Source organism: Intrasporangium sp. (assembly GCF_035280925.1).
GTDB lineage: Bacteria > Actinomycetota > Actinomycetes > Actinomycetales > Dermatophilaceae > Intrasporangium.
On the sequence record NZ_DATEEY010000045.1, the window covers coordinates 1 to 18,975 of the forward strand.

Consider the following 18,975-nt stretch of genomic DNA (forward strand, 5'->3'; position numbering starts at 1 on the left):
GCGCTGGCGGGCCGCCATGACCACCGTCCAGAGGAGCATCACAGCGCACACGGAGAAGCCGATCTGAGGGTTGAGCGGCAGGATGATGCCGAGCGTCCCGCCGAGCACCCACAGCATCTGCAGCATGGTCTCGGACCAGCCGAACACCGACGTCCGGACGTTCTCCGGCACCTCGCGCTGCACGAGCGCGTCGAAGCACAGCTTGGCCAGCTGAGCGGTCAGCCCCTGCACCAGCCCGAGCACGAGGAGCGTCCAGACGCCGTACCAGAGCGCCGTCGCGATGCACGCGAGTGTCGCGATCAGCACGGAGATCATCGCGACGCGTTCGGGGTGGTGGTCCCGAAGGTTGTTGCCCAGCAGGCTGCCGAGCGCATTTCCGAGTCCGATCGCAGCCGCCGTGATCGCGAGGACGAGCTCACCGTGCACCCCGCTGATCGGATGCTCCTTGGCCAGGAATGCCATGAACAGGATGAGGAAGCCGGTGAGCAGCCGGGTGCCGCCGGTCGACCACATGGCGTGCCGGACGGGCCACGGAATGGCGTGCAGGCGCCGTAGGTAGCGCCCGAAGACGCCGGCTGAGTCGACCTCGAGCGCTGCCCCTTCCCCCGCAGGAGGGGTTGCCGTATGCCGCCGAGCTCGCCCCCGCCTTGAGGCGTGCTGCCGTACCGGTTGCGTGTCGCTGAGCGAGACCTCGCCGGCGTTGCTGTCCACATCAGGCGGGAGCCGGATCGCCTGGACCGTGCCGATGACGAAGATCACGAAGGCGACCCGCAGGGCCCACGGCGCGCCGACCTGCAGAGCCGCCGCAGCGAGCGCTCCGCCGACGACGGCGCCGATGACCCCGGCGATCGAGACCCTCGAGTTGGCCTTGACCAGACTCGTGCCGGCTGGGAGCAGCCGCGGGACGGCCGCAGCGCGGGCGATGTTGTAGGCCTTTGATGCGATGAGCACCCCGAGCGCGGCGGGGAAGAGCCAGTCGCTCTTGTTGTAGATCGCCTCGGCAAGGACCCAGCAGAGGAATGCCCGGGTCGCCATCGTCGTCCCGATCGCCCAGCGCCGCCCATGGCTGAACCGGTCGAGGAGCGGTCCGACGAATGGCGCGACGAGCGTGAAGGGAACCATCGTCAGGAGGAGGAACAGGGCGACGTCGCTACGGGTTTCGGTGGTCTGGGGATTGAAGAAGAAGATGCCGGCGAGCGCGAGCATCATCGCGGCGTCGCCGGCGGTGTGGCTGGCGTGGAGCTCGGTCATCCGGGCGAGGCCGGTCTCGCCGGCGCCGCCGGAGTGTGTGAAGGCGTGGAACTTGGCGGCGGCGAACCGTGATGTGGCCGCCGTCGCCTTGGCAGCCGCGACGGTTGCCTTGCCGATGCCGCGACCCACCGCCTTGGTGGCATTGACCGCCTGGGCGCGACCGGGGGTCCGGTAGTCGGCCGGGTGGCCACCCTCTGGCACATCGCCGACCTCGGTGGCGTGACGGACCTCGTGGTCCCGCCCCACTTCGTCGCTCGTGCTCACTCCGCCATCTTGCCCCGAGGCGGTGACCGGACGTCACACGGCGCGCAAGAGCGGCTCAGTACGGCGGGTGTGGACCGTTTCTGGCGCGGACTGCACACTCGACGTGGGGATGTCGGCCCTCGATGAGCCACCCCGACCCGGGTCAGAAGTACCAGGGGAAGGGTGACCAGTCGGGATCGCGCTTCTCGAGGAACTGGTCACGCCCCTCGATGGCTTCGTCGGTCATGTAGGCGAGGCGAGTCGCCTCGCCCGCGAACACCTGCTGGCCCATGAGCCCGTCGTCCGTCAGGTTGAAGGCGAACTTCAGCATCCGCTGCGCTTGGGGCGACTTGCCCATGATCTCGGTCGCCGCTTGCAGGGCCTCGCGCTCCAGGTCGCGGTGGTCCGCGACGATGTTCACCGCACCCATCCGGTGCATGTCCTCGGCGGTGTAGGTGCGGCCGAGGTGGAAGATCTCGCGCGCGAACTTCTGGCCGACCGACTTGGCGAGGTACGCCGAGCCGTAGCCGCCGTCGAAGGAGCCGACGTCGGCGTCGGTCTGCTTGAAGCGGGCATGCTCGCGGGAGGCGATCGTCAGGTCGCAGACGACGTGGAGCGAGTGTCCGCCGCCGGCCGCCCAGCCGTTGACCACGGCGATGACGATCTTGGGCATGGTGCGGATCAGGCGCTGTACCTCGAGGATGTGCAGGCGTCCGCCGTGGGCCTTCGCCCGGGCCTCGTCGACCGTGTCGGCCGTCTCGCCGGCGGCGTACTGGTAGCCGGAGCGGCCACGGATCCGCTGGTCGCCACCGGAGCAGAACGCCCACGTGCCGTCCTTCGGGGACGGACCGTTCCCCGTGATGAGGACGACGCCGACATCGGGGGTCATCCGCGCGTGGTCGAGGGCCCGATAGAGCTCGTCCACCGTGTGGGGCCGGAAGGCGTTGAGCACCTCGGGTCGGTTGAACGCGACCCGGACCACTCCGGACTCGGCGTGCGGGCGACCTGGCTGAGCCATGCGGCGGTGGTAGGTGATGTCGGTGAAGTCCAGACCTGGGACGACCTCCCACTCGCCCGGGTCGAAGACTTCCGACACCTGCCCGGCGACCGTGCCGGTCCCACTCGCCCCTGCGTCCGCCGGGCCGTCTGTCGTCTCAGTGCTCTCAGCGCTCACGGGACCCGACCTTAGCGGCCGGTCTAAGGTCGCTCCCATGCCCATCCCGCCCTACGTCGCACATCTTCGGACCATGGTGGGACGCCAGTTGTTGTGGATGCCGGGGGTCACCGCGGTCGTCCTGCGACCGGCTCCGGACGGCTCGGGCGAGGAGGTACTGCTCATCCGACGTACCGACAACGGCGAGTGGACGCCGATCACGGGGATCATCGACCCGGGCGAGGACCCACACGTCACGGCCGAGCGGGAGGCCCTCGAGGAGGCGTCCGTCGTCATCGCGGTCGAGCGCCTCGTCTGGGTGTCGGCGGAACCTCCCGTGACACATGCCAACGGTGACGTTGCCCAGTACCTCAACCACACCTTCCGCTGCCGCTGGGTCTCGGGCGAACCAGCCCCTGGAGACGACGAGGCGACTGCCGCGACGTGGTTTCGTCTCGACGAGCTCCCGACGATGCGAGCGGCCTTCCTCGACCGGATCACGTGCGCGGTGGAGAACCCGCGGGATGTGCGCCTCGGGCCCTGACGAGATCACAGCACCTCGGCCTCGTCGATGAGCTGCTCAGGCATCCGCGCCTTGTCGCGCGCGGCAGCTCGCGCCTCGGCGGCGACGGTCGCGTCACGGAGCGCGATGATCTCGCGGCGGGTCCGTGACGTGAGCAGGTCGGTGCGTGAGAGCGGCTCGAGGTCCGGAAGAGTTCCAGGCCGTGACACCCACGGCGGCTGCGGCGTGCCGAGCAGCCGCGCGACGGTCCGCCCCTTCACGGAAGGGAACGACGCAAGCCCCAGCTGGGCGCAGAGGTGACCTGAACCCGGTGGACCACTGGCTGGTCTGATCTCGTACTCCTCGTACCGCTCGCTGACCCATGGATCATCCATCCAGCTCGAGCCGGTCATCACGGCGCCCTTTCGTCTCTCAACCTGTTGGTGCCACGACTATCCGCCCGAGCAGACGTCGGTGGCCACCGGCTCCGGCACGGCTGTGGAGGACCTGACCGGGACGGAGGGGATGTGGACAACCGGTTCCCGAGCCACGGCGTGCGTGAGCGAAGATGATGAGCGACGCACCGACCGTGAGCCCCCGGAGGCCCGATGACCACCCAGACGTCCACCATCACGCCGCCCGATGCGGACGTCCATGCCGCCGCTCTCGAGCGACTCGACGGGCTCGCCAAGCCGCTCGGGGCGCTCGGCCGGTTGGAGCAGGTCGGGGCCTGGCTGGCGGCCTGCCAGGGAGTCTGCCCGCCAGAGCCGATCGACCGGGTCCGCGCCGTGGTGCTCGCAGGCGACCACGGTGTCACGGCCTCCGGCGTCTCCGCCTACCCGAGCGACGTCACGGCCGCGATGGTGCACGCGTTCGTCTCGGGAGTCGCCGGTGTGAACGTCCTCGCCCGTCAGCACGGCGCGACCGTGCGGGTCCTCGACATCGCAGTCGATGCCGACCTCGCTGGCGTGCCGTCCGACGTCACCGCACACAAGCTGACCCGCTCGTCCAGCCCGATCGATGTCACCGACGCGATCAGCCGCGAGCTGGCGGAGCGGGCCATTGCCGTCGGCGCCGAGATCGCCGATGCCGAGGTGGACGCCGGTGCCCAGCTGCTCGTCCTCGGGGACATGGGCATCGGGAACACGACGCCGTCGTCCGCCCTCATCGCCGCGACCCTCGGCCTCGGCGCCGAGGCCGTCATCGGCCGGGGCACCGGCATCGACGGGCCGACCCATGCCCGGAAGCTCGACGTGCTGTCCCGCGCCCTGGACCGCGCCTGCGACGACGAAGGGCGCATCCACGACCCCGTGCAGCGCCTCGCCGCCCTCGGCTCCGCAGACCTCGCCGTCGGAGCCGGCTTCCTCGTCCAAGCGGCCCGACGCGGCGTGCCCGTACTCCTCGACGGCATCATCGCCTGCGCCGAGGCACTCGTCGCCGCCGACCTGGCGCCGGGTGCCCCGGCCTGGTTCCTCGCCGGGCACCGCTCCACCGAGCCGGCCCAGACGCACGCGCTCGACGCGCTCGGCCTGGAGCCCCTCCTCGACCTCGGAATGCGGCTGGGGGAGGGGTCCGGCGCCATGGCGGCCGTACCGCTCGTGCGCTCGGCTGCCCTACTCCTCCGGGAGATGGCCCTCCTCACCGATCTCGTCGGTCAATGACTCGGCGACTCGACAGAACCACGCCTCGGTCATGATGTTGCCGTGACCGACCTGCCTCCCCTTGCCACGCTGCTCGAGCGGGCGCACGTCGTCGCCATCCCGATGCGAGTGCGCTTCCGCGGAGTTGACGTCCGTGAGGCGATGGTCTTCGAGGGACCCTCAGGCTGGGGTGAGTTCGCCCCCTTCCCCGAGTACGGCGACGAGGAGTCCGCCCGCTGGCTGGCGGCCGGGATCGAGGAGGCGTATGCCGCTCGGCCGTCTCCGGTGCGCCACGCGGTGCCGGTCAACGCCACGGTCCCGGCCGTGCCGCCGGAGCGGGTTGCCCAGGTGCTCTCCCGCTTCGAGGGCTGCACGACGGCCAAGGTCAAGGTGGCCGAGCCCGGGCAGACGCTCCGAGACGACCTGAACCGCCTGGCCGCAGTCCGCGACGCGATGGGTCAGCACGCGCGGATCCGCATCGATGCCAACGGGGCCTGGGACGTCGACACTGCCACGGACGCACTGAGGAGGTCAGCGGCATACGGCATCGAGTACGCAGAGCAGCCCTGCGCCTCCGTCGACGAGCTTGCCGACCTGCGAACTGCCTTGGCCCGCAACGCGATCGACATCCTCATTGCGGCGGATGAGTCGATCCGCAAGGCCGAGGACCCGCTCCTGGTGGCGCGCAAGGGCGCCGCCGACCTCGTCGTCGTCAAGGTGGCGCCGCTCGGCGGCATCCGCCGGGCGTTGGAGATCGTGGAGGAGTGCGGGCTGCCCGCGGTCGTCTCATCGGCGCTCGACACGAGCATCGGGATCTCCGCCGGCGTCGCGCTCGCGGCCGCGCTCCCGAGTCTCGAGCACGCCTGCGGGCTGGGCACCGTGGGACTGTTCGTGCGCGACGTCGCCACCGAGCCGATGCGTCCACAGGACGGCGTGCTTCGAGCGAGACGGGTCACGGCCGACCCCGCGGCGCTCACGGCCCTCGCCGCACCGCTCGAGCGCCGGCAATGGTGGCGGGAGCGCATGGGCCGCTGTCATGCGCTGCTCGATCGCGCCGGGGTGCAGCGATGATCATGGCCTGCCTCAACGGCGACTGCCAGCCGCGTGCGCATCCCCGGCTGCCGGTCACCCCCGATGCCATCGCACGCGCGACCCGTGACGTCGTCGAGGCCGGCGCGTTCATGGTGCACGTCCATCCCCGTGACGAGCACGGGCTGGAGTCGCTCGCCGTCGAGCACGTGGTCGGCACCGTCGGCGCGATCCGCGACCTCGTCCCCGACGTGCGGGTCAGCGTCTCGACTCGGGACGGCATCGCGACGGACGAGCGGGCGAAGCTCACCCAGGTGTCGGCCTGGCCCGGTCCGGAGGGGGGCGGTCCGGACTGCGCGAGTGTCAACTGGCACGAGCCGGGCGCTGTCAGATTGGCAGGCGTGCTGCGGGCCAGGGGAATTGGCGTCGAGGCCGGGATCTGGACGCCGCACGCAGCCACTGCCTTCGTCTCGACGAACTGGCCCTGGCAGGCCGAGCGGGTCCTCGTCGAGGTCATCCCCGGGCACACCCGCGGGAGCGACGGCGCGTGGGCCGCGGAGCGCATCCTCGCCGCGTTGGGGATGTCGCCCGCGCCCGTCCTCGTCCACGGCGAGCGGGCGTGGGCGTGGCCGGTCCTGCGGTGGGCGCAGCGGTCCGGTTATGACGTGCGGATCGGCCTCGAGGACACGCTGGTCCTGCCGAGCGGGCGCGAGGCGCGCGACAACGCCGAGCTCGTCGCGGAGGCACTCAAGACGGGGGGCGGCGCTCCGACCCAGTGGCCGGTCCCGGATCCGCTCTGACCCAGAGGGATTGGGCGAGGTCGCGCAGGTGGTCGGCCTCCGCTCGCCGCTCCGCTCGCGACACGGGCACCTCGATCAGCCGTATGCCGCTGGGCTCGCTCCCGAGGGCCGCGGCCAGCCGCTCCGGCTGGGTGATCCGCTCATGGGCGATGCCGTGCGCTCGGCACAGGGCTGCGAGGTCGGTGTCGTGCGGCGTGCCGAAGACCCGTTCGAACGCCGGGGCGTAAGCGGTTGCGCCCTGCTCGAGTCCGGCGAAGATCGCCCCGCCGTCGTCGTTGAGCACGACGAAGGTCAGGTCGGGCCGTGGCTCGTCCGGACCGATGAGCAGGCCGTTGGCGTCGTGGAGGAGGGTGAGGTCCCCGAGGTAGGCGATGGTGCGTGAGGCGCCCTCTCGGCCGAGGGCGATGCCGACGGCGGTCGAGACGGTGCCGTCGATGCCGGCAAGGCCACGGTTGCCGACGACGAACCGGTGCTCGTGCGGTGGCCATGGAGTCGCCATGACGTCGAGGTCACGGACCACGTTGGAGGAGCCGACGACCAGGGTCGTGTGCGCGGTGACCGCGTCGGCGACCACGGTGGCGATGGCCAGGGGGGAGCCGGCTCGGCTTGCGAGATGCTCGTCGATCCGCGCCGAGAGGGCGTCGTCGGCGGCACGCCAGCGGTCGAACCAGTCCGGCGAGTGGTGCACACTCGACTGGCTGGGGGGCGGCGGGTTGTGCACACTCGACTGGGTGGGGGGCGGCTGGTTGTGCACACTCGACTGGGTGGGGGGCGGCGCGTCGACGGTTGGCACCGCGTCGACGATCGTCGCGACGCGGCCGGGGTCGGTCGCCGTGCCGGTGCGGTCGCGCACCGAGATGACGTCCAGGGCCGGGTCGGTGACGAGGCTGGTCACCGGGCGCGAGAGCGTCGGGTGGCCGATGACGATGACGCGCTCGATCTCGTCGCGCAGACCGGTGCCCAGCAGCAGGCGGTAGGTGCGGATGGCCTGCCTGCCGATGCGCGCTCCGGACGTGGGCTCCGCGAGGAGGGGCCAGTTCGCGGCCTCGGCCAGGATTCGCGCGGCCGGTCCGGCGTCATCGCCGGCGACGACGACGGTGCGCGGCCCGGGATCGAGCCGCAACGGCTCCGCCGGGGCGAAGTCGCTGCGGGAGCCGGCGGGCTCGGGACGCAAGAACTCCGCCCGTGCGATGGTGGTGCGGCTCCACCAGGTCGCGGGCTCGGGATCCGGGGGCATGAGGTCGGCGTCGAGCTGGACGTTGAGCTGGCTCGGACCCACCCGGCGGCAGGCCTCGTCGACAGCCGCCGCGATCGCGTCGAGCGGCACGTCCGGCGCCAGGTCCACACACGGCGCGAACCTGCCGAAGATGCCGGCCTGGACGGTCGTCTGGTTCGAGCCGGTGCCGCGCAGCCGCTCCGGGCGGTCGGCCGAGACGACGACGACCGGACGTCCGGTGTGGTGCGCCTCCATGACGGCGGGCAGCAGGTTGCCGACGGCGGTTCCGGAGGTCGTCACGACTGCGACTGGGCGGCGTGAGCCGGTGGCCAGGCCCAACGCGAGGAAGCCCGCCGACCGCTCGTCGACCCGCACGTGCAGCCGCAGGTCCCCGGCGGCATCGGCCCGGTGCAGCACCAGGGCAAGGGGAGCGGAGCGCGACCCGGGAGCGAGGACGACGTCGCGCACCCCCCGGGCCCAGAGAGCCTGCACGAGAGCCAGCGACAGCGCGAAGGCACCGTGCGCCGGGAGCGAGCTCAGCGGCATACGGCCACTCAGTCGCTCGCGAGGGCGTCACGCATGGGGACGAGCTTGGCGTTCGACTCCGCGACCTCCGACTCCGGGTCGGAGCCGGCCACGATGCCGCACCCGGCGTAGAGCCGGATCGTGGTCGGGTCGTCCGGGAGGATCGCGCCGCTGCGCAGGGCGATGCCCCAGGCGCCGTCACCCCTGGTGTCCATCCACCCGACCGGCCCGGCGTAGCGGCCGCGGTCCATGTGCTCGAGCTCCGAGATGAGGGCGACGGCCTTGCTGGTGGGAGTCCCACCGACCGCAGCGGACGGGTGGAGAGAGGCGGCCAGCGTGAGGGCGGACGCGTCGTCCGCGCTGACCGCAGCCACGTCGGTCGCAAGGTGCATGACATTGGGCAGGTGGAGGACGAAGGGCGACTCGGGCACGTTCATCGATGAACAGTGCGGAGCGAGGGCCTCGGCGACGGAGCGGACGGCGTACTCGTGCTCCTCGAGGTCCTTCGACGAGCGGGCCAGCGACGCAGCGAGTGCGAGGTCGGCCTCGTCGTCGCCGGTCCGACGGATCGTGCCGGCGAGGACCCGCGAGGTGATGAGGCCCTGGTCGCGGCGGACGAGCAGCTCCGGTGTCGCGCCGAGCAGCCCGGAGACGGCGAAGACCCACGTGTTCTCGTAGCGCTCCGCGAGCCGCCGCAGGACCCACCGAGGGTCGATCGGCTCGCTCGCCGTGGCGATGAGGTCCCGTGCCAGGACCACCTTGTCGAGCGCGCCGGAGCTGATCCGCTCGACCGCATCGGCGACCGCGTGGGCATAGTCGCTCGGCGAGACGGCACCGTCGGCGAACGTCACTCCCGACGGGGGCGTCGGTTCCTGCGCGATGGGAGGAGTCCCGAGCCGGGCCAGCCGGGGCTCGAGCGTCACCGACGTCACCCAGGTCCTGCCGTCCCGGCGGCCGACGATGGTCGATGGCACGACGAGCCGGGCGACCTCCTCGGAGTCGTCGGCGAAGGGGAACGACCCGAAGCAGACGAGCCCCGTACCCGGGATGCCGACCTCGTCGCGCACGACCGCGCGAGCCGTCACAGAGCGCCACCAGGCCTCCGCCTCGTGGAAGCGGCCGGCGCCGGCCGTGGAGCAGGCCAGCGCCCGGCCCCAGCCGACGAGTCCCTCGCCGCGGCGCACCCACGAGACGACGTCGTCCTGCGCGGCCTCGGCGGGCAGGTAGGCCAGCAGCGGCTCCTCGGAGTCCAGGGGTGTGGTGCGCACGACGAGCGTCGACGCGGGCGACGACGGGGAGTCCCCGGGGCTCTCGGAGGCAGGAAGCGAAGACATCGCCGGTAACTCTACGACCGCCGGGACGGGTCCGGCGCCACCACCGAGGGGTTGGGCGCGCTGAGTGGAAGGATGGGCGCATGACTCGTGCCCAGCTCGACAAGAAGCCGGTCGACGTCGCCTCGATGTTCGACACCGTCGCCGACAAGTACGACGTCACGAACGACGTCATGACGGCCGGGATCGACCGCCTCTGGCGCCGGGCCGTCGTCAAGGCCGTCGATGCCGAGCCCGGTGAGCGCATCCTCGACATCGCCGCGGGGACCGGCACCTCGAGCGAGCCGTGGGCAGACCGCGAGATCGAGGTGGTGCCAGCGGACTTCAGTCTCGGGATGCTGCGGGTGGGGCGGCGCAGGCGGCCCGACATGGCCTTCACCGCGGCCGACGCCATGCGCCTGCCCTTCGCCGACGAGAGCTTCGACGTGGTGACGATCAGCTACGGCCTGCGCAACGTGACCGACACGGAGGCGGCCCTTCGGGAGTTCCTCCGCGTCACGAAGCCAGGTGGCCGCCTCGTCGTCTGCGAGTTCAGCCAGCCCGTCAACCGCGTCGTGCGAACGGTCTACGGCAACGTCGTACTCAAGGTGCTGCCGAGCATCGCCCGCCGCACGGCGAGCAACCCGGAGTCCTACGTCTATCTGGCCGAGTCGATCCAGGACTGGCCGCCTCAGGGCGAGCTGGCCCGCCGGATCGAGCAGGCGGGCTGGTCGAGCGTCGGTTGGAAGAACCTCACGGGCGGCATCGTCGCCCTGCACACGGCGGTGAGGCGATGAGCCGGCCGAACCCGGGGACTGGATAGGGGAGCCCGGACTGACAACCGGGAGCCGCCGGGAGTAGGGTGCTCTGAAGTTCGTGAACTGATTCACAAGCAGCGCGCGCAAGCATTCGGAACCTGCAGGGAGCCATGAGCACTACGAATGTCGACAGTCGGGTCGACACCGCAGACGTCATCGTCGTCGGAGCCGGTCCGGGTGGATCCGCCACCGCGGCCTACCTCGCGATGGCCGGCCTCGACGTGCTCCTCCTCGAGAAGACGCACTTCCCCCGCGAGAAGGTCTGCGGCGACGGCCTGACGCCGCGCGCGGTCCGCGAGCTGGTCAACCTCGGCATCCCGACGCCCGAGGAGGACGGCTGGATCCGCAACAAGGGCCTGCGCATCATCGGCGCGGGCATGCGCCTGCAGCTCGACTGGCCGGAGAGCTCCGCCTTCCCGCCCTACGGCCTGGTGCGCACGCGGATGGACTTCGACGACATCCTCGCCCAGCACGCGGCCAAGAACGGCGCCCGCCTCGTCCAGGGCGCCAATGTCACCGGTCCCGTCACCGACGCGCGCGGCTCGATCATCGGCGTCACCGCCAAGTCGGTCGACGAGAAGGGTCGGCCAACGGGGGAGGCCCACGAGTACCGCGCGCCCCTCGTCGTGGCGGCCGATGGCAACTCCTCCCGCCTCTCGCTGGCGATGGGCCGGGAGAAGCGCGACGACCGGCCCATGGGCGTCGCCGTCCGCACCTACTACACGAGCCCGCGCACCAACGACGACTACCTCGAGTCCTGGCTCGAGCTGTGGGCCAAGGACCCGTCCGGCAAGGACGTCCTCCTGCCCGGCTACGGCTGGATCTTCGGCGTGGGCGACGGCACGAGCAACGTCGGCCTCGGCATCCTGAACACCTCCAAGGCCTTCGGCAACGTCGACTACAAGGACGTCATGCGTCGCTGGGTCGCGACGATGCCCGAGGAGTGGACCATGGGCGACGAGACGATGACGCAGCCGATCCGCGGGGCCGCGCTGCCGATGGGCTTCAACCGGCAGCCGCACTACGCCGACGGGCTGCTGCTCGTGGGTGACTCGGGCGGCATGGTCAACCCGTTCAACGGCGAGGGCATCGCCTACGCGATGGAGTCGGGCCGGACGGCGGCCGAGGTCATCGCGCACGCGTTCGCGCGGGCCGACGCCGCGGGGCGAGAGCGCGTCCTCCGGTCGTACAACACGCGGATGAAGCAGGACCTCGGCGGCTACTACACGCTGGGCCGACACTTCGCGACGATCATCGGCCAGCCAGACGTCATGCGGGTCATCACGAAGTACGGGCTGCCGCGCACGACGCTGATGAAGTTCATGCTCAAGACCATGGCCAACCTGGCCGAGCCCGGGGGCAAGGGTGCGAGCGACCGCCTCATCAACGCCCTGTCCAAGATCACTCCACACGCATGAACACCACTGTGCCGTATGCCGCTGGGCTCGGTTCCCGACAAGCCTGTTCCGTCGCGTGGGGGGTGGGCCTTGTGACCCCGAGCACAATCGTCGGCGACGCCCATAGGATGGGTGCGCCGTGACCGCCAGCCGCCGTTGCCACTGCTGCCAGAACCGAAAGGCAAGTGACCGAGGATGAACCCGTACGTCCCCATCCTGTTCATGCTGGGGCTCGGCTTCGCATTCGCAGCGCTGTCCGTCGGGACCTCGCTCGTCGTCGGGCCGAAGCGCTACAACCGCGCCAAGCTCGAGGCCTACGAGTGCGGCATCCAGCCGTCGCCGCACCCGGCCGGTGGCGGCCGCGTGCCGATCAAGTACTACCTGACGGCGATGCTCTTCATCATCTTCGACATCGAGGCGGTGTTCCTCTATCCGTTCGCCGTCGCCTTCAACCAGCTCGGCCTCTTCGCGCTCGTCGAGATGGTCCTGTTCATCCTCGCGGTCTTCGTCGCCTACGCCTACGTGTGGCGGCGCGGCGGCCTGGAATGGGACTGAGAGCACAGGACACAGGAGATAACCATGGGCATCGAAGAGAAGCTCCCAGCCGGATTCGCGCTCTCGACCCTCGAAGGGCTCGCCGGCTACATGCGCAAGGCGTCGATGTGGCCGGTGACGTTCGGACTCGCCTGCTGCGCGATCGAGATGATGGCCGTCGGCACGCCGGACTACGACATCGCCCGCTTCGGCATGGAGCGGTTCTCGGCGACGCCGCGGCAGGCTGACCTGATGTTCGTCGCCGGCCGGGTGAGCCAGAAGATGGCCCCGGTCGTGCGCCAGATCTACGACCAGATGGCCAACCCGAAGTGGGTCATCTCCATGGGTGTCTGCGCGAGCTCCGGCGGCATGTTCAACAACTACGCCATCGTGCAGGGCGTCGACCACATCATCCCGGTCGACATCTACCTGCCCGGCTGTCCGCCCCGGCCGCAGATGCTCCTCAACGCGATCATCGAGCTGCACAAGCAGGTCGAGAGCATGCCCCTCGGTGTCAACCGCGAGAAGGCCGCCCGGGCGGCCGAGGAGGCGGCGCTGCGGGCGACGCCGACGCACCAGATGAAGGGGCTGCTGGCATGACGAACGACGACACGACCAAGGGGGAGGTCGTCCGGAACCCGGAGAAGATGCAGGAGAGCGGCCTGACGCCGGGCGAGATCGAGCTGTCCCGGGTCGACTCCCGAGGTGTGGAGCCCGGTGACACCACGCCGAAGGTGGTCGGCTACCGCCAGGGCATGTTCGGTCCGACGCAGGGCGGCGACACCTCCGGCTACGGCCTGCTCCGTCGGCCCATCCTCGTCGCGGGCGAGACCGCCCGCCCGTACGGCGGCTACTTCGACGAGATCGCCGACTCCCTCGAGAGGGCGCTCGTCGGTGGGACCGCGTCGTTCGACGAAGCGGTCTCGGCGGTCGTCGTCGACCGCGGCGAGATGACGATCAACGTGAACCGCGAGCACCTGCCGACCGTGGCCCGCGTCCTGCGCGACGACCCGGCGCTGCGCTTCGAGATCTGCACCGGCGTGTCCGGGGTGCACTACCCCGACCGCGCGGGTGAGGAGCTGCACGCGATCTACCACCTCCTGTCGATCACCAACGGCACCAAGCGGGTTCGTCTCGAGGTCTCGTGCCCGGACGACGACCCGCACATCCCGTCCGTCGTCGACACCTACCCGGCCAACGACTGGCACGAGCGCGAGACGTGGGACATGTTCGGGATCATCTTCGACGGCCACCCGGCCCTGACACGCATCCTCATGCCCGACGACTGGCCGGGCCACCCCCAGCGCAAGGACTACCCCCTCGGCGGCATCCCGGTCGAGTACAAGGGCGCGACCATCCCGCCGCCGGACCAGCGGAGGTCGTACAACTGATGAGCGCGAACACCGAGAACACGAACACCGAGAACCCGAACACCGAGAACACGGGCATCGACAACGCCGACGTCGACGACGACACCGTCCACGGCACGAGTCCCGGGCTGGACCCCCGCCTGGGCGCCGACCCCTACGCGACGACGGCTGCCGACGAGGCTGCCGCGGGAGACGCGCCGGTCTTCAACGTGTCCGGTGGCGACTGGGACGGCCTCGTCGACGAGGCCACCGCCCTGCACGAGGAGCGGATCGTCGTCAACATGGGTCCGCAGCACCCGTCGACGCACGGTGTCCTGCGGCTCATCCTCGAGCTCGACGGGGAGACGGTCACCGAGGCCCGCGCGGGCATCGGCTACCTCCACACCGGGATCGAGAAGAACATGGAGTTCCGCACCTGGGTGCAGGGGGTCACGTTCTGCACCCGGATGGACTACCTGACGCCGATGTTCCAGGAGACGGCGTACTGCCTCGCGATCGAGAAGCTGCTCGGGATCACCGACGACATCCCCGAGCGCGCGAGCGTCCTCCGCGTCCTCATGATGGAGCTCACCCGCGTCAGCTCACACCTCGTGGCCATCGGGACCGGCGGCATGGAGATGGGTGCGACGACGGTCATGACCGTCGGGTTCCGCGAGCGCGAGCGCATCCTCAGCATCTTCGAGATGGTCACCGGCCTGCGGATGAACAACGCCTACATCCGGCCGGGCGGCGTCGCACAGGACCTGCCGCCCGGAGCGATCGACGCCCTGCGCGAGATGGTCCCCAAGGTGCGCAAGGGAATCGGCGAGCTCGAGGCCCTCCTCAACGAGAACCCGATCGTCAAGGGCCGCATGGTCGATGTCGGCATCCTGAGCCTCGCCGGCTGCATGGCGCTGGGCATCACCGGGCCAGTGCTCCGGTCCACCGGGCTGCCGCACGACCTGCGCAAGAGCGACCCGTACTGCGGCTACGAGACCTACGACTTCGACGTCATCACGCGCCGCAGCTCCGATTCCTACGGTCGCCTCCGGGTCCGCATCGACGAGATGTACGAGTCGCTCAAGATCGTCGAGCAGTGCACCGACCGGCTGCAGGCGTCCAGCAGCAGCCAGGGCTCCGTCATGGTCGCGGACAAGAAGATCGCGTGGCCCGCCCAGCTGGCCCTCGGTGGCGACGGACTGGGCAACAGTCTCGACCACATCCGCGAGATCATGGCGACCTCGATGGAGTCACTCATCCACCACTTCAAGCTGGTCACCGAGGGCTTCCGGGTCCCGCCCGGTCAGGCCTATGTGGCCATCGAGTCGGCCAAGGGCGAACTGGGCTGCCACGTCGTCTCGGACGGTGGCACGCGTCCCTACCGCGCGCACTTCCGCGACCCGAGCTTCAACAACCTCCAGGCCGTCGCCGCGATGTGCGAGGGCGGCCAGATGGCTGATGTCATCGTCGCCGTCGCCTCGATCGACCCCGTGATGGGAGGAGTGGACCGCTGATGTCCGCCAACGACACGTCCCACGTCTCCGGGCACCTGCACGTCAGCCCGGAGTCCAAGGAGCCGTATGCGCCCGAGGTGCTCGAGCGACTTCGCGCCGACGCCGCTGAGGTCATCGCGCGCTATCCGCAGCAGCGCTCGGCCCTGATCCCGCTGCTCCACCTGGTCCAGTCGGTCGACGGCTACGTCACCGGCAGGGGGGTGTCACTCTGTGCGGAGCTGCTCGACCTCACCGAGGCCGAGGTCAGCGGAGTCGCCACCTTCTACACGCAGTTCAAGCGCCACCCGAACGGCGAGTACACCGTTGGGGTCTGCACCAACACCCTGTGCGCCATCATGGGCGGCGACCACATCTTCGACACCGTCTCCGAGCACCTCGGTATCGGGCACGACGAGACGACCGGGGACGGAAAGGTCACCCTCGAGCGCATCGAGTGCAACGCGGCCTGTGACTTCGCCCCCGTCGTCATGACGAACTGGGAGTTCTTCGACAACCAGACGCCCGAGAGCGCCGTGCGGCTCGTCGACGACCTGCGATCGGGCAAGGACGTCAAGCCGACCCGCGGTCCCGACCGGGTCTGCACCTTCAAGCAGGTCTCCCGGGTCCTCGCGGGCTTCCCGGACGGCCTCGCCGACCAAGGGCCGGGCGCGGGTCCGGCCTCGCTGCTCGGCCTTCGGATCGCCAAGGAGAACGGCTGGGTGGCCCCGCAGGGCGAGGGCGACTCGACCTCCTCCAGGTCCTCCAGCTCAGCCATGGACGGGAAGGACGACTCGAAGTGACCGACACGCTGACCCCGATCCTCACCAAGCTCTGGGGCGAGCCCCAGTCCTGGACCCTCGCGACCTACGAGCGGCACGACGGTTACACGGGGCTGCGCAAGGCCCTCGGCATGACGCCCGAGGACGTCCTCGGCGCGGTCAAGGACTCGAGCATCCGCGGTCGTGGTGGCGCCGGCTTCCCCACCGGTCTCAAGTGGTCGTTCATGAGTCCTCCTGACGGTGGTCCCCGCTACCTCGTCGTGAACGCCGACGAGTCCGAGCCGGGCACCTGCAAGGACATCCCGCTCATGATGGCCAACCCCCATGCGCTCATCGAGGGCGTCATCATCAGCTCGTACGCCATCGGCTGCGAGCACGCCTTCATCTACCTGCGCGGTGAGGTCGTCCACGTCTACCGCCGACTCCTGCGCGCGGTCGAGGAGGCTCGAGCCGCCGGCTACCTCGGCGACGACGTCGGCGGCAAGGGCATCAAGGTCGACATCACCGTCCACGCGGGCGCCGGCGCCTACATCTGCGGCGAGGAGACCGCGCTGCTCGACTCGCTCGAGGGGCGCCGCGGACAGCCGCGCCTCAAGCCGCCGTTCCCGGGAGCCGCCGGCCTGTACGCGCGGCCGACCTCGGTCAACAACGTCGAGTCGATCGCGTCGGTGCCGGGGATCATCCTCGAGGGCTCCGACTGGTTCAAGGGGATGGGCACCGAGAAGTCCTCCGGGTTCGGCATCTTCAGCCTCTCCGGCCACGTCGCCAATCCCGGGCAGTTCGAGGCTCCCCTCGGCATCACGATGCGCGAGCTCATCGACCTCGCGGGCGGGATTCGCCAGGGCCACAAGCTGAAGTTCTGGACCCCCGGAGGCTCGTCGACGCCGATCTTCACGGACGAGCACCTCGACGTGCCGCTCGACTTCGACTCCGTCGCGGCCGCCGGGTCGATGCTCGGCACCCGCGCACTCCAGGTCTTCGACGAGACGGTCTCGGTCGTCCGCGCCGTCTCGCGCTGGACGGACTTCTACGCGCACGAGTCGTGCGGCAAGTGCACGCCGTGTCGCGAGGGCACGTGGTGGCTGCGCCAGATCATGACGCGCATCGAGAACGGCCAGGGCAGCCAGGACGACATCGACAAGCTCGTCGACATCTGCGACAACATCCTCGGGCGCAGCTTCTGCGCCCTCGGCGACGCGGCCACGAGCCCGATCACCTCGGCCATCAAGTACTTCCGCGAGGAGTTCGAGGCCGGCATGCACACTCCGGCCCACGCCCTCTTCCCGCCGGAGAAGTCGGTCCTCTTCGAGATCAAGACCAAGGAGCCCAGCGGGATGGTGACCGCATGACTGCCACCTCGACCAACGCTGCCGCGGGGGCGGGCGCTCCCGCGAAGCCGGACCTCGTCCACCTGACGGTCGACGGCCTCGACGTCAGCGTCCCCAAGGGCACGCTCGTCATCCGCGCCGCCGAGACCGTCGGCATCGAGATCCCGCGGTTCTGCGACCACCCGCTCCTCGAGCCGGTCGGTGCATGCCGTCAGTGCCTCGTCGACATCGCCCTCCCGGACAAGGAGGGCGTGGCGCGGCCGATGCCGAAGCCCCAGGCGTCGTGCACGATCACGGTGTCACCGGGCATGGTCGTCAACACGCAGCACACCTCGCCCGTGGCCGACAAGGCTCAGCACGGCCAGATGGAGTTCCTCCTCATCAACCACCCGCTCGACTGCCCGGTCTGTGACAAGGGCGGCGAGTGCCCGCTGCAGAACCAGGCCATGAGCAACGGCCGGGCCGTGTCCCGCTTCGAGGACGTCAAGCGCACCTACCCCAAGCCGATCAACATCAGCTCGCAGGTCCTCCTCGACCGGGAGCGGTGCGTTCTCTGCGCCCGCTGCACCCGGTTCTCGGACCAGATCGCGGGCGACCCGTTCATCGCCCTGGTCGAGCGAGGCGCCCTGCAACAGGTGGGGATCTACGAGGAGAAGCCGTTCGAGAGCTACTTCTCCGGCAACACCGTCCAGATCTGCCCGGTGGGCGCGCTCACCGGTGCGGCGTACCGTTTCCGCAGCCGGCCCTTCGACCTCGTGTCGACGCCGTCGGCCTGCGAGCACTGCGCGAGCGGCTGCGCTCTGCGCACCGACCACCGCCGTGGCGTCGTGCTGCGCCGCATGGCCCTGCGCGACCCGGACGTCAACGAGGAGTGGAACTGCGACAAGGGCCGCTGGGCCTTCACCTACGCCACGCAGCCCGACCGCCTCCAGTTCCCGATGGTCCGTCAGGCAGACGGCGAGCTCAAGGTCGTCGGCTGGCCGGAGGCCCTGGCTGCCGCAGCCGCCGGGCTGTCGAAGGCGACCGCGGCCGGCGTCCTCGTCGGCGGGCGGGTCTCCACGGAGGACGCCTACGCCTACGGCAAGTTCGCGCGAATCGTCCTCGGCACCAACGACGTCGACTTCCGGGCCAGGCCGCACTCCGCGGAAGAAACGGACTTCCTCGCTGAGCATGTTGTTGGGCACGCCCCAGCAACCGGACCGGACGGCGGGTCCGTGACCTACACCGACCTGGAGAACGCAGGGACGGTGCTCCTCGTCGGCCTCGAGCCCGAGGACGAGAGCCCGATCGTCTTCCTGCGCCTGCGGAAGGCGTTCCGGCACAACCGGACCAAGGTGTATGCCGCTGGGCCGGCTCCCACGCGTGGGCTCGCGAAGATGGGCGGCACGCTCATCCCGGCTGCACCAGGCAGGGAGGCCGCCGCGCTGCGGGACCTTCGCTCGACCGAGGCCGGCAGGGCAACCTGGGAGGGGCTGGCGGAGGCCGGCATCATCCTCGTCGGCGAACGGGCGGGGACCTCGCCGGGCGCCCTCGCGGCAGCCGCACAGCTGGCCGCGGAGACCGGTGCCCGGCTGGCCTGGGTGCCTCGCCGTGCCGGCGAGCGCGGCG

Annotated in this window: 18 protein-coding genes; 13 read left to right on the forward strand and 5 right to left on the reverse strand. The window is 70.4% G+C overall.

Annotated features, from left to right (window positions below; genetic code table 11):
• Together VJN29_RS04745 and VJN29_RS04750 are read right to left on the reverse strand one after the other, a co-directional pair.
• On the reverse strand, positions 1–1,515 hold a 1,515-nt coding region (locus tag VJN29_RS04745), incomplete at its 3' end, for an MFS transporter (protein WP_324142431.1).
• Positions 1,516–1,657: 142 nt separating this feature from the next.
• Positions 1,658–2,590: a 1,4-dihydroxy-2-naphthoyl-CoA synthase gene (locus VJN29_RS04750; RefSeq protein ID WP_414654321.1), complete on the reverse strand. Its 933-nt coding sequence runs from the start codon at positions 2,588–2,590 to the stop codon at positions 1,658–1,660.
• A 115-nt stretch (positions 2,591–2,705) separates the two neighbouring features.
• On the opposite strand from VJN29_RS04750, the gene VJN29_RS04755 reads away from it, so the two are divergent.
• Complete coding sequence (locus tag VJN29_RS04755; protein WP_324142433.1) at positions 2,706–3,191, forward strand: NUDIX domain-containing protein; 486 nt, start codon at positions 2,706–2,708, stop codon at positions 3,189–3,191.
• Between the two features lie 5 nt (positions 3,192–3,196).
• On the opposite strand, the gene VJN29_RS04760 is transcribed toward VJN29_RS04755, so the two are convergent.
• Positions 3,197–3,430 carry a hypothetical protein gene (locus VJN29_RS04760; RefSeq protein ID WP_324142434.1) on the reverse strand — a complete coding sequence of 78 codons (234 nt, stop codon included), beginning with the start codon at positions 3,428–3,430 and terminating at the stop codon, positions 3,197–3,199.
• A 327-nt stretch (positions 3,431–3,757) separates the two neighbouring features.
• Between VJN29_RS04760 and cobT the strand changes: the two genes are divergently transcribed.
• The 3 genes from cobT to VJN29_RS04775 are packed head-to-tail and all read left to right on the forward strand — an operon-like array spanning position 3,758 to position 6,618.
• Positions 3,758–4,810: a nicotinate-nucleotide--dimethylbenzimidazole phosphoribosyltransferase gene (gene cobT, locus VJN29_RS04765; protein ID WP_324142435.1), complete on the forward strand. Its 1,053-nt coding sequence runs from the start codon at positions 3,758–3,760 to the stop codon at positions 4,808–4,810.
• 42 nt (positions 4,811–4,852) lie between these two features.
• Complete coding sequence (locus VJN29_RS04770) at positions 4,853–5,860, forward strand: o-succinylbenzoate synthase (protein ID WP_324142436.1); 1,008 nt, start codon at positions 4,853–4,855, stop codon at positions 5,858–5,860.
• On the forward strand, positions 5,857–6,618 hold the full coding sequence (locus tag VJN29_RS04775; protein ID WP_324142437.1) for a 3-keto-5-aminohexanoate cleavage protein: 762 nt from the start codon (positions 5,857–5,859) through the stop codon (positions 6,616–6,618). Before VJN29_RS04770 ends, VJN29_RS04775 begins: the two co-directional genes overlap by 4 nt.
• Here VJN29_RS04775 and menD read toward each other — a convergent pair.
• The gene (gene menD / locus VJN29_RS04780) at positions 6,566–8,380 is read right to left on the reverse strand and encodes a 2-succinyl-5-enolpyruvyl-6-hydroxy-3-cyclohexene-1-carboxylic-acid synthase (protein ID WP_324142438.1); all 1,815 of its coding nucleotides are present in this window, start codon (positions 8,378–8,380) and stop codon (positions 6,566–6,568) included. The two genes, VJN29_RS04775 and menD, sit on opposite strands and share 53 nt — an antisense overlap.
• A gap of 8 nt (positions 8,381–8,388) precedes the next feature.
• On the reverse strand, positions 8,389–9,693 hold the full coding sequence (locus VJN29_RS04785; RefSeq protein ID WP_324142439.1) for an isochorismate synthase: 1,305 nt from the start codon (positions 9,691–9,693) through the stop codon (positions 8,389–8,391).
• An 80-nt stretch (positions 9,694–9,773) separates the two neighbouring features.
• Here VJN29_RS04785 and VJN29_RS04790 point away from each other — a divergent pair, with 80 nt between their 5' ends.
• From VJN29_RS04790 to VJN29_RS04830, 9 genes are all read left to right on the forward strand, one after another.
• Positions 9,774–10,466, forward strand: coding sequence for a demethylmenaquinone methyltransferase (locus tag VJN29_RS04790; protein WP_324142440.1), 693 nt, complete (start codon positions 9,774–9,776; stop codon positions 10,464–10,466).
• Between the two features lie 131 nt (positions 10,467–10,597).
• Entirely contained in the window at positions 10,598–11,905 is a 1,308-nt protein-coding gene (locus VJN29_RS04795; RefSeq protein WP_324142441.1) for a geranylgeranyl reductase family protein, read from the forward strand.
• Between the two features lie 174 nt (positions 11,906–12,079).
• A complete protein-coding gene (locus VJN29_RS04800) occupies positions 12,080–12,439 on the forward strand; it encodes an NADH-quinone oxidoreductase subunit A (protein WP_324142442.1) in 360 nt (119 codons plus the stop codon).
• Positions 12,440–12,463: 24 nt separating this feature from the next.
• Positions 12,464–13,018 (forward strand): NADH-quinone oxidoreductase subunit B family protein, encoded by a 555-nt coding sequence (locus VJN29_RS04805; protein WP_324142443.1) that lies wholly within the window; start codon positions 12,464–12,466, stop codon positions 13,016–13,018.
• On the forward strand, positions 13,015–13,809 hold the full coding sequence (locus VJN29_RS04810; protein WP_324142444.1) for an NADH-quinone oxidoreductase subunit C: 795 nt from the start codon (positions 13,015–13,017) through the stop codon (positions 13,807–13,809). Before VJN29_RS04805 ends, VJN29_RS04810 begins: the two co-directional genes overlap by 4 nt.
• Positions 13,809–15,281 (forward strand): NADH-quinone oxidoreductase subunit D, encoded by a 1,473-nt coding sequence (locus VJN29_RS04815; protein WP_324142445.1) that lies wholly within the window; start codon positions 13,809–13,811, stop codon positions 15,279–15,281. The genes VJN29_RS04810 and VJN29_RS04815 overlap by 1 nt, the downstream gene beginning before the upstream one ends.
• Positions 15,281–16,060 (forward strand): NADH-quinone oxidoreductase subunit NuoE, encoded by a 780-nt coding sequence (gene nuoE / locus VJN29_RS04820; protein WP_324142446.1) that lies wholly within the window; start codon positions 15,281–15,283, stop codon positions 16,058–16,060. Before VJN29_RS04815 ends, nuoE begins: the two co-directional genes overlap by 1 nt.
• A complete protein-coding gene (gene nuoF / locus VJN29_RS04825) occupies positions 16,057–17,388 on the forward strand; it encodes an NADH-quinone oxidoreductase subunit NuoF (protein ID WP_324142447.1) in 1,332 nt (443 codons plus the stop codon). Before nuoE ends, nuoF begins: the two co-directional genes overlap by 4 nt.
• On the forward strand, positions 17,385–18,975 hold a 1,591-nt coding region (locus VJN29_RS04830; protein ID WP_324142448.1), incomplete at its 3' end, for an NADH-quinone oxidoreductase subunit G. The genes nuoF and VJN29_RS04830, both read left to right, overlap by 4 nt.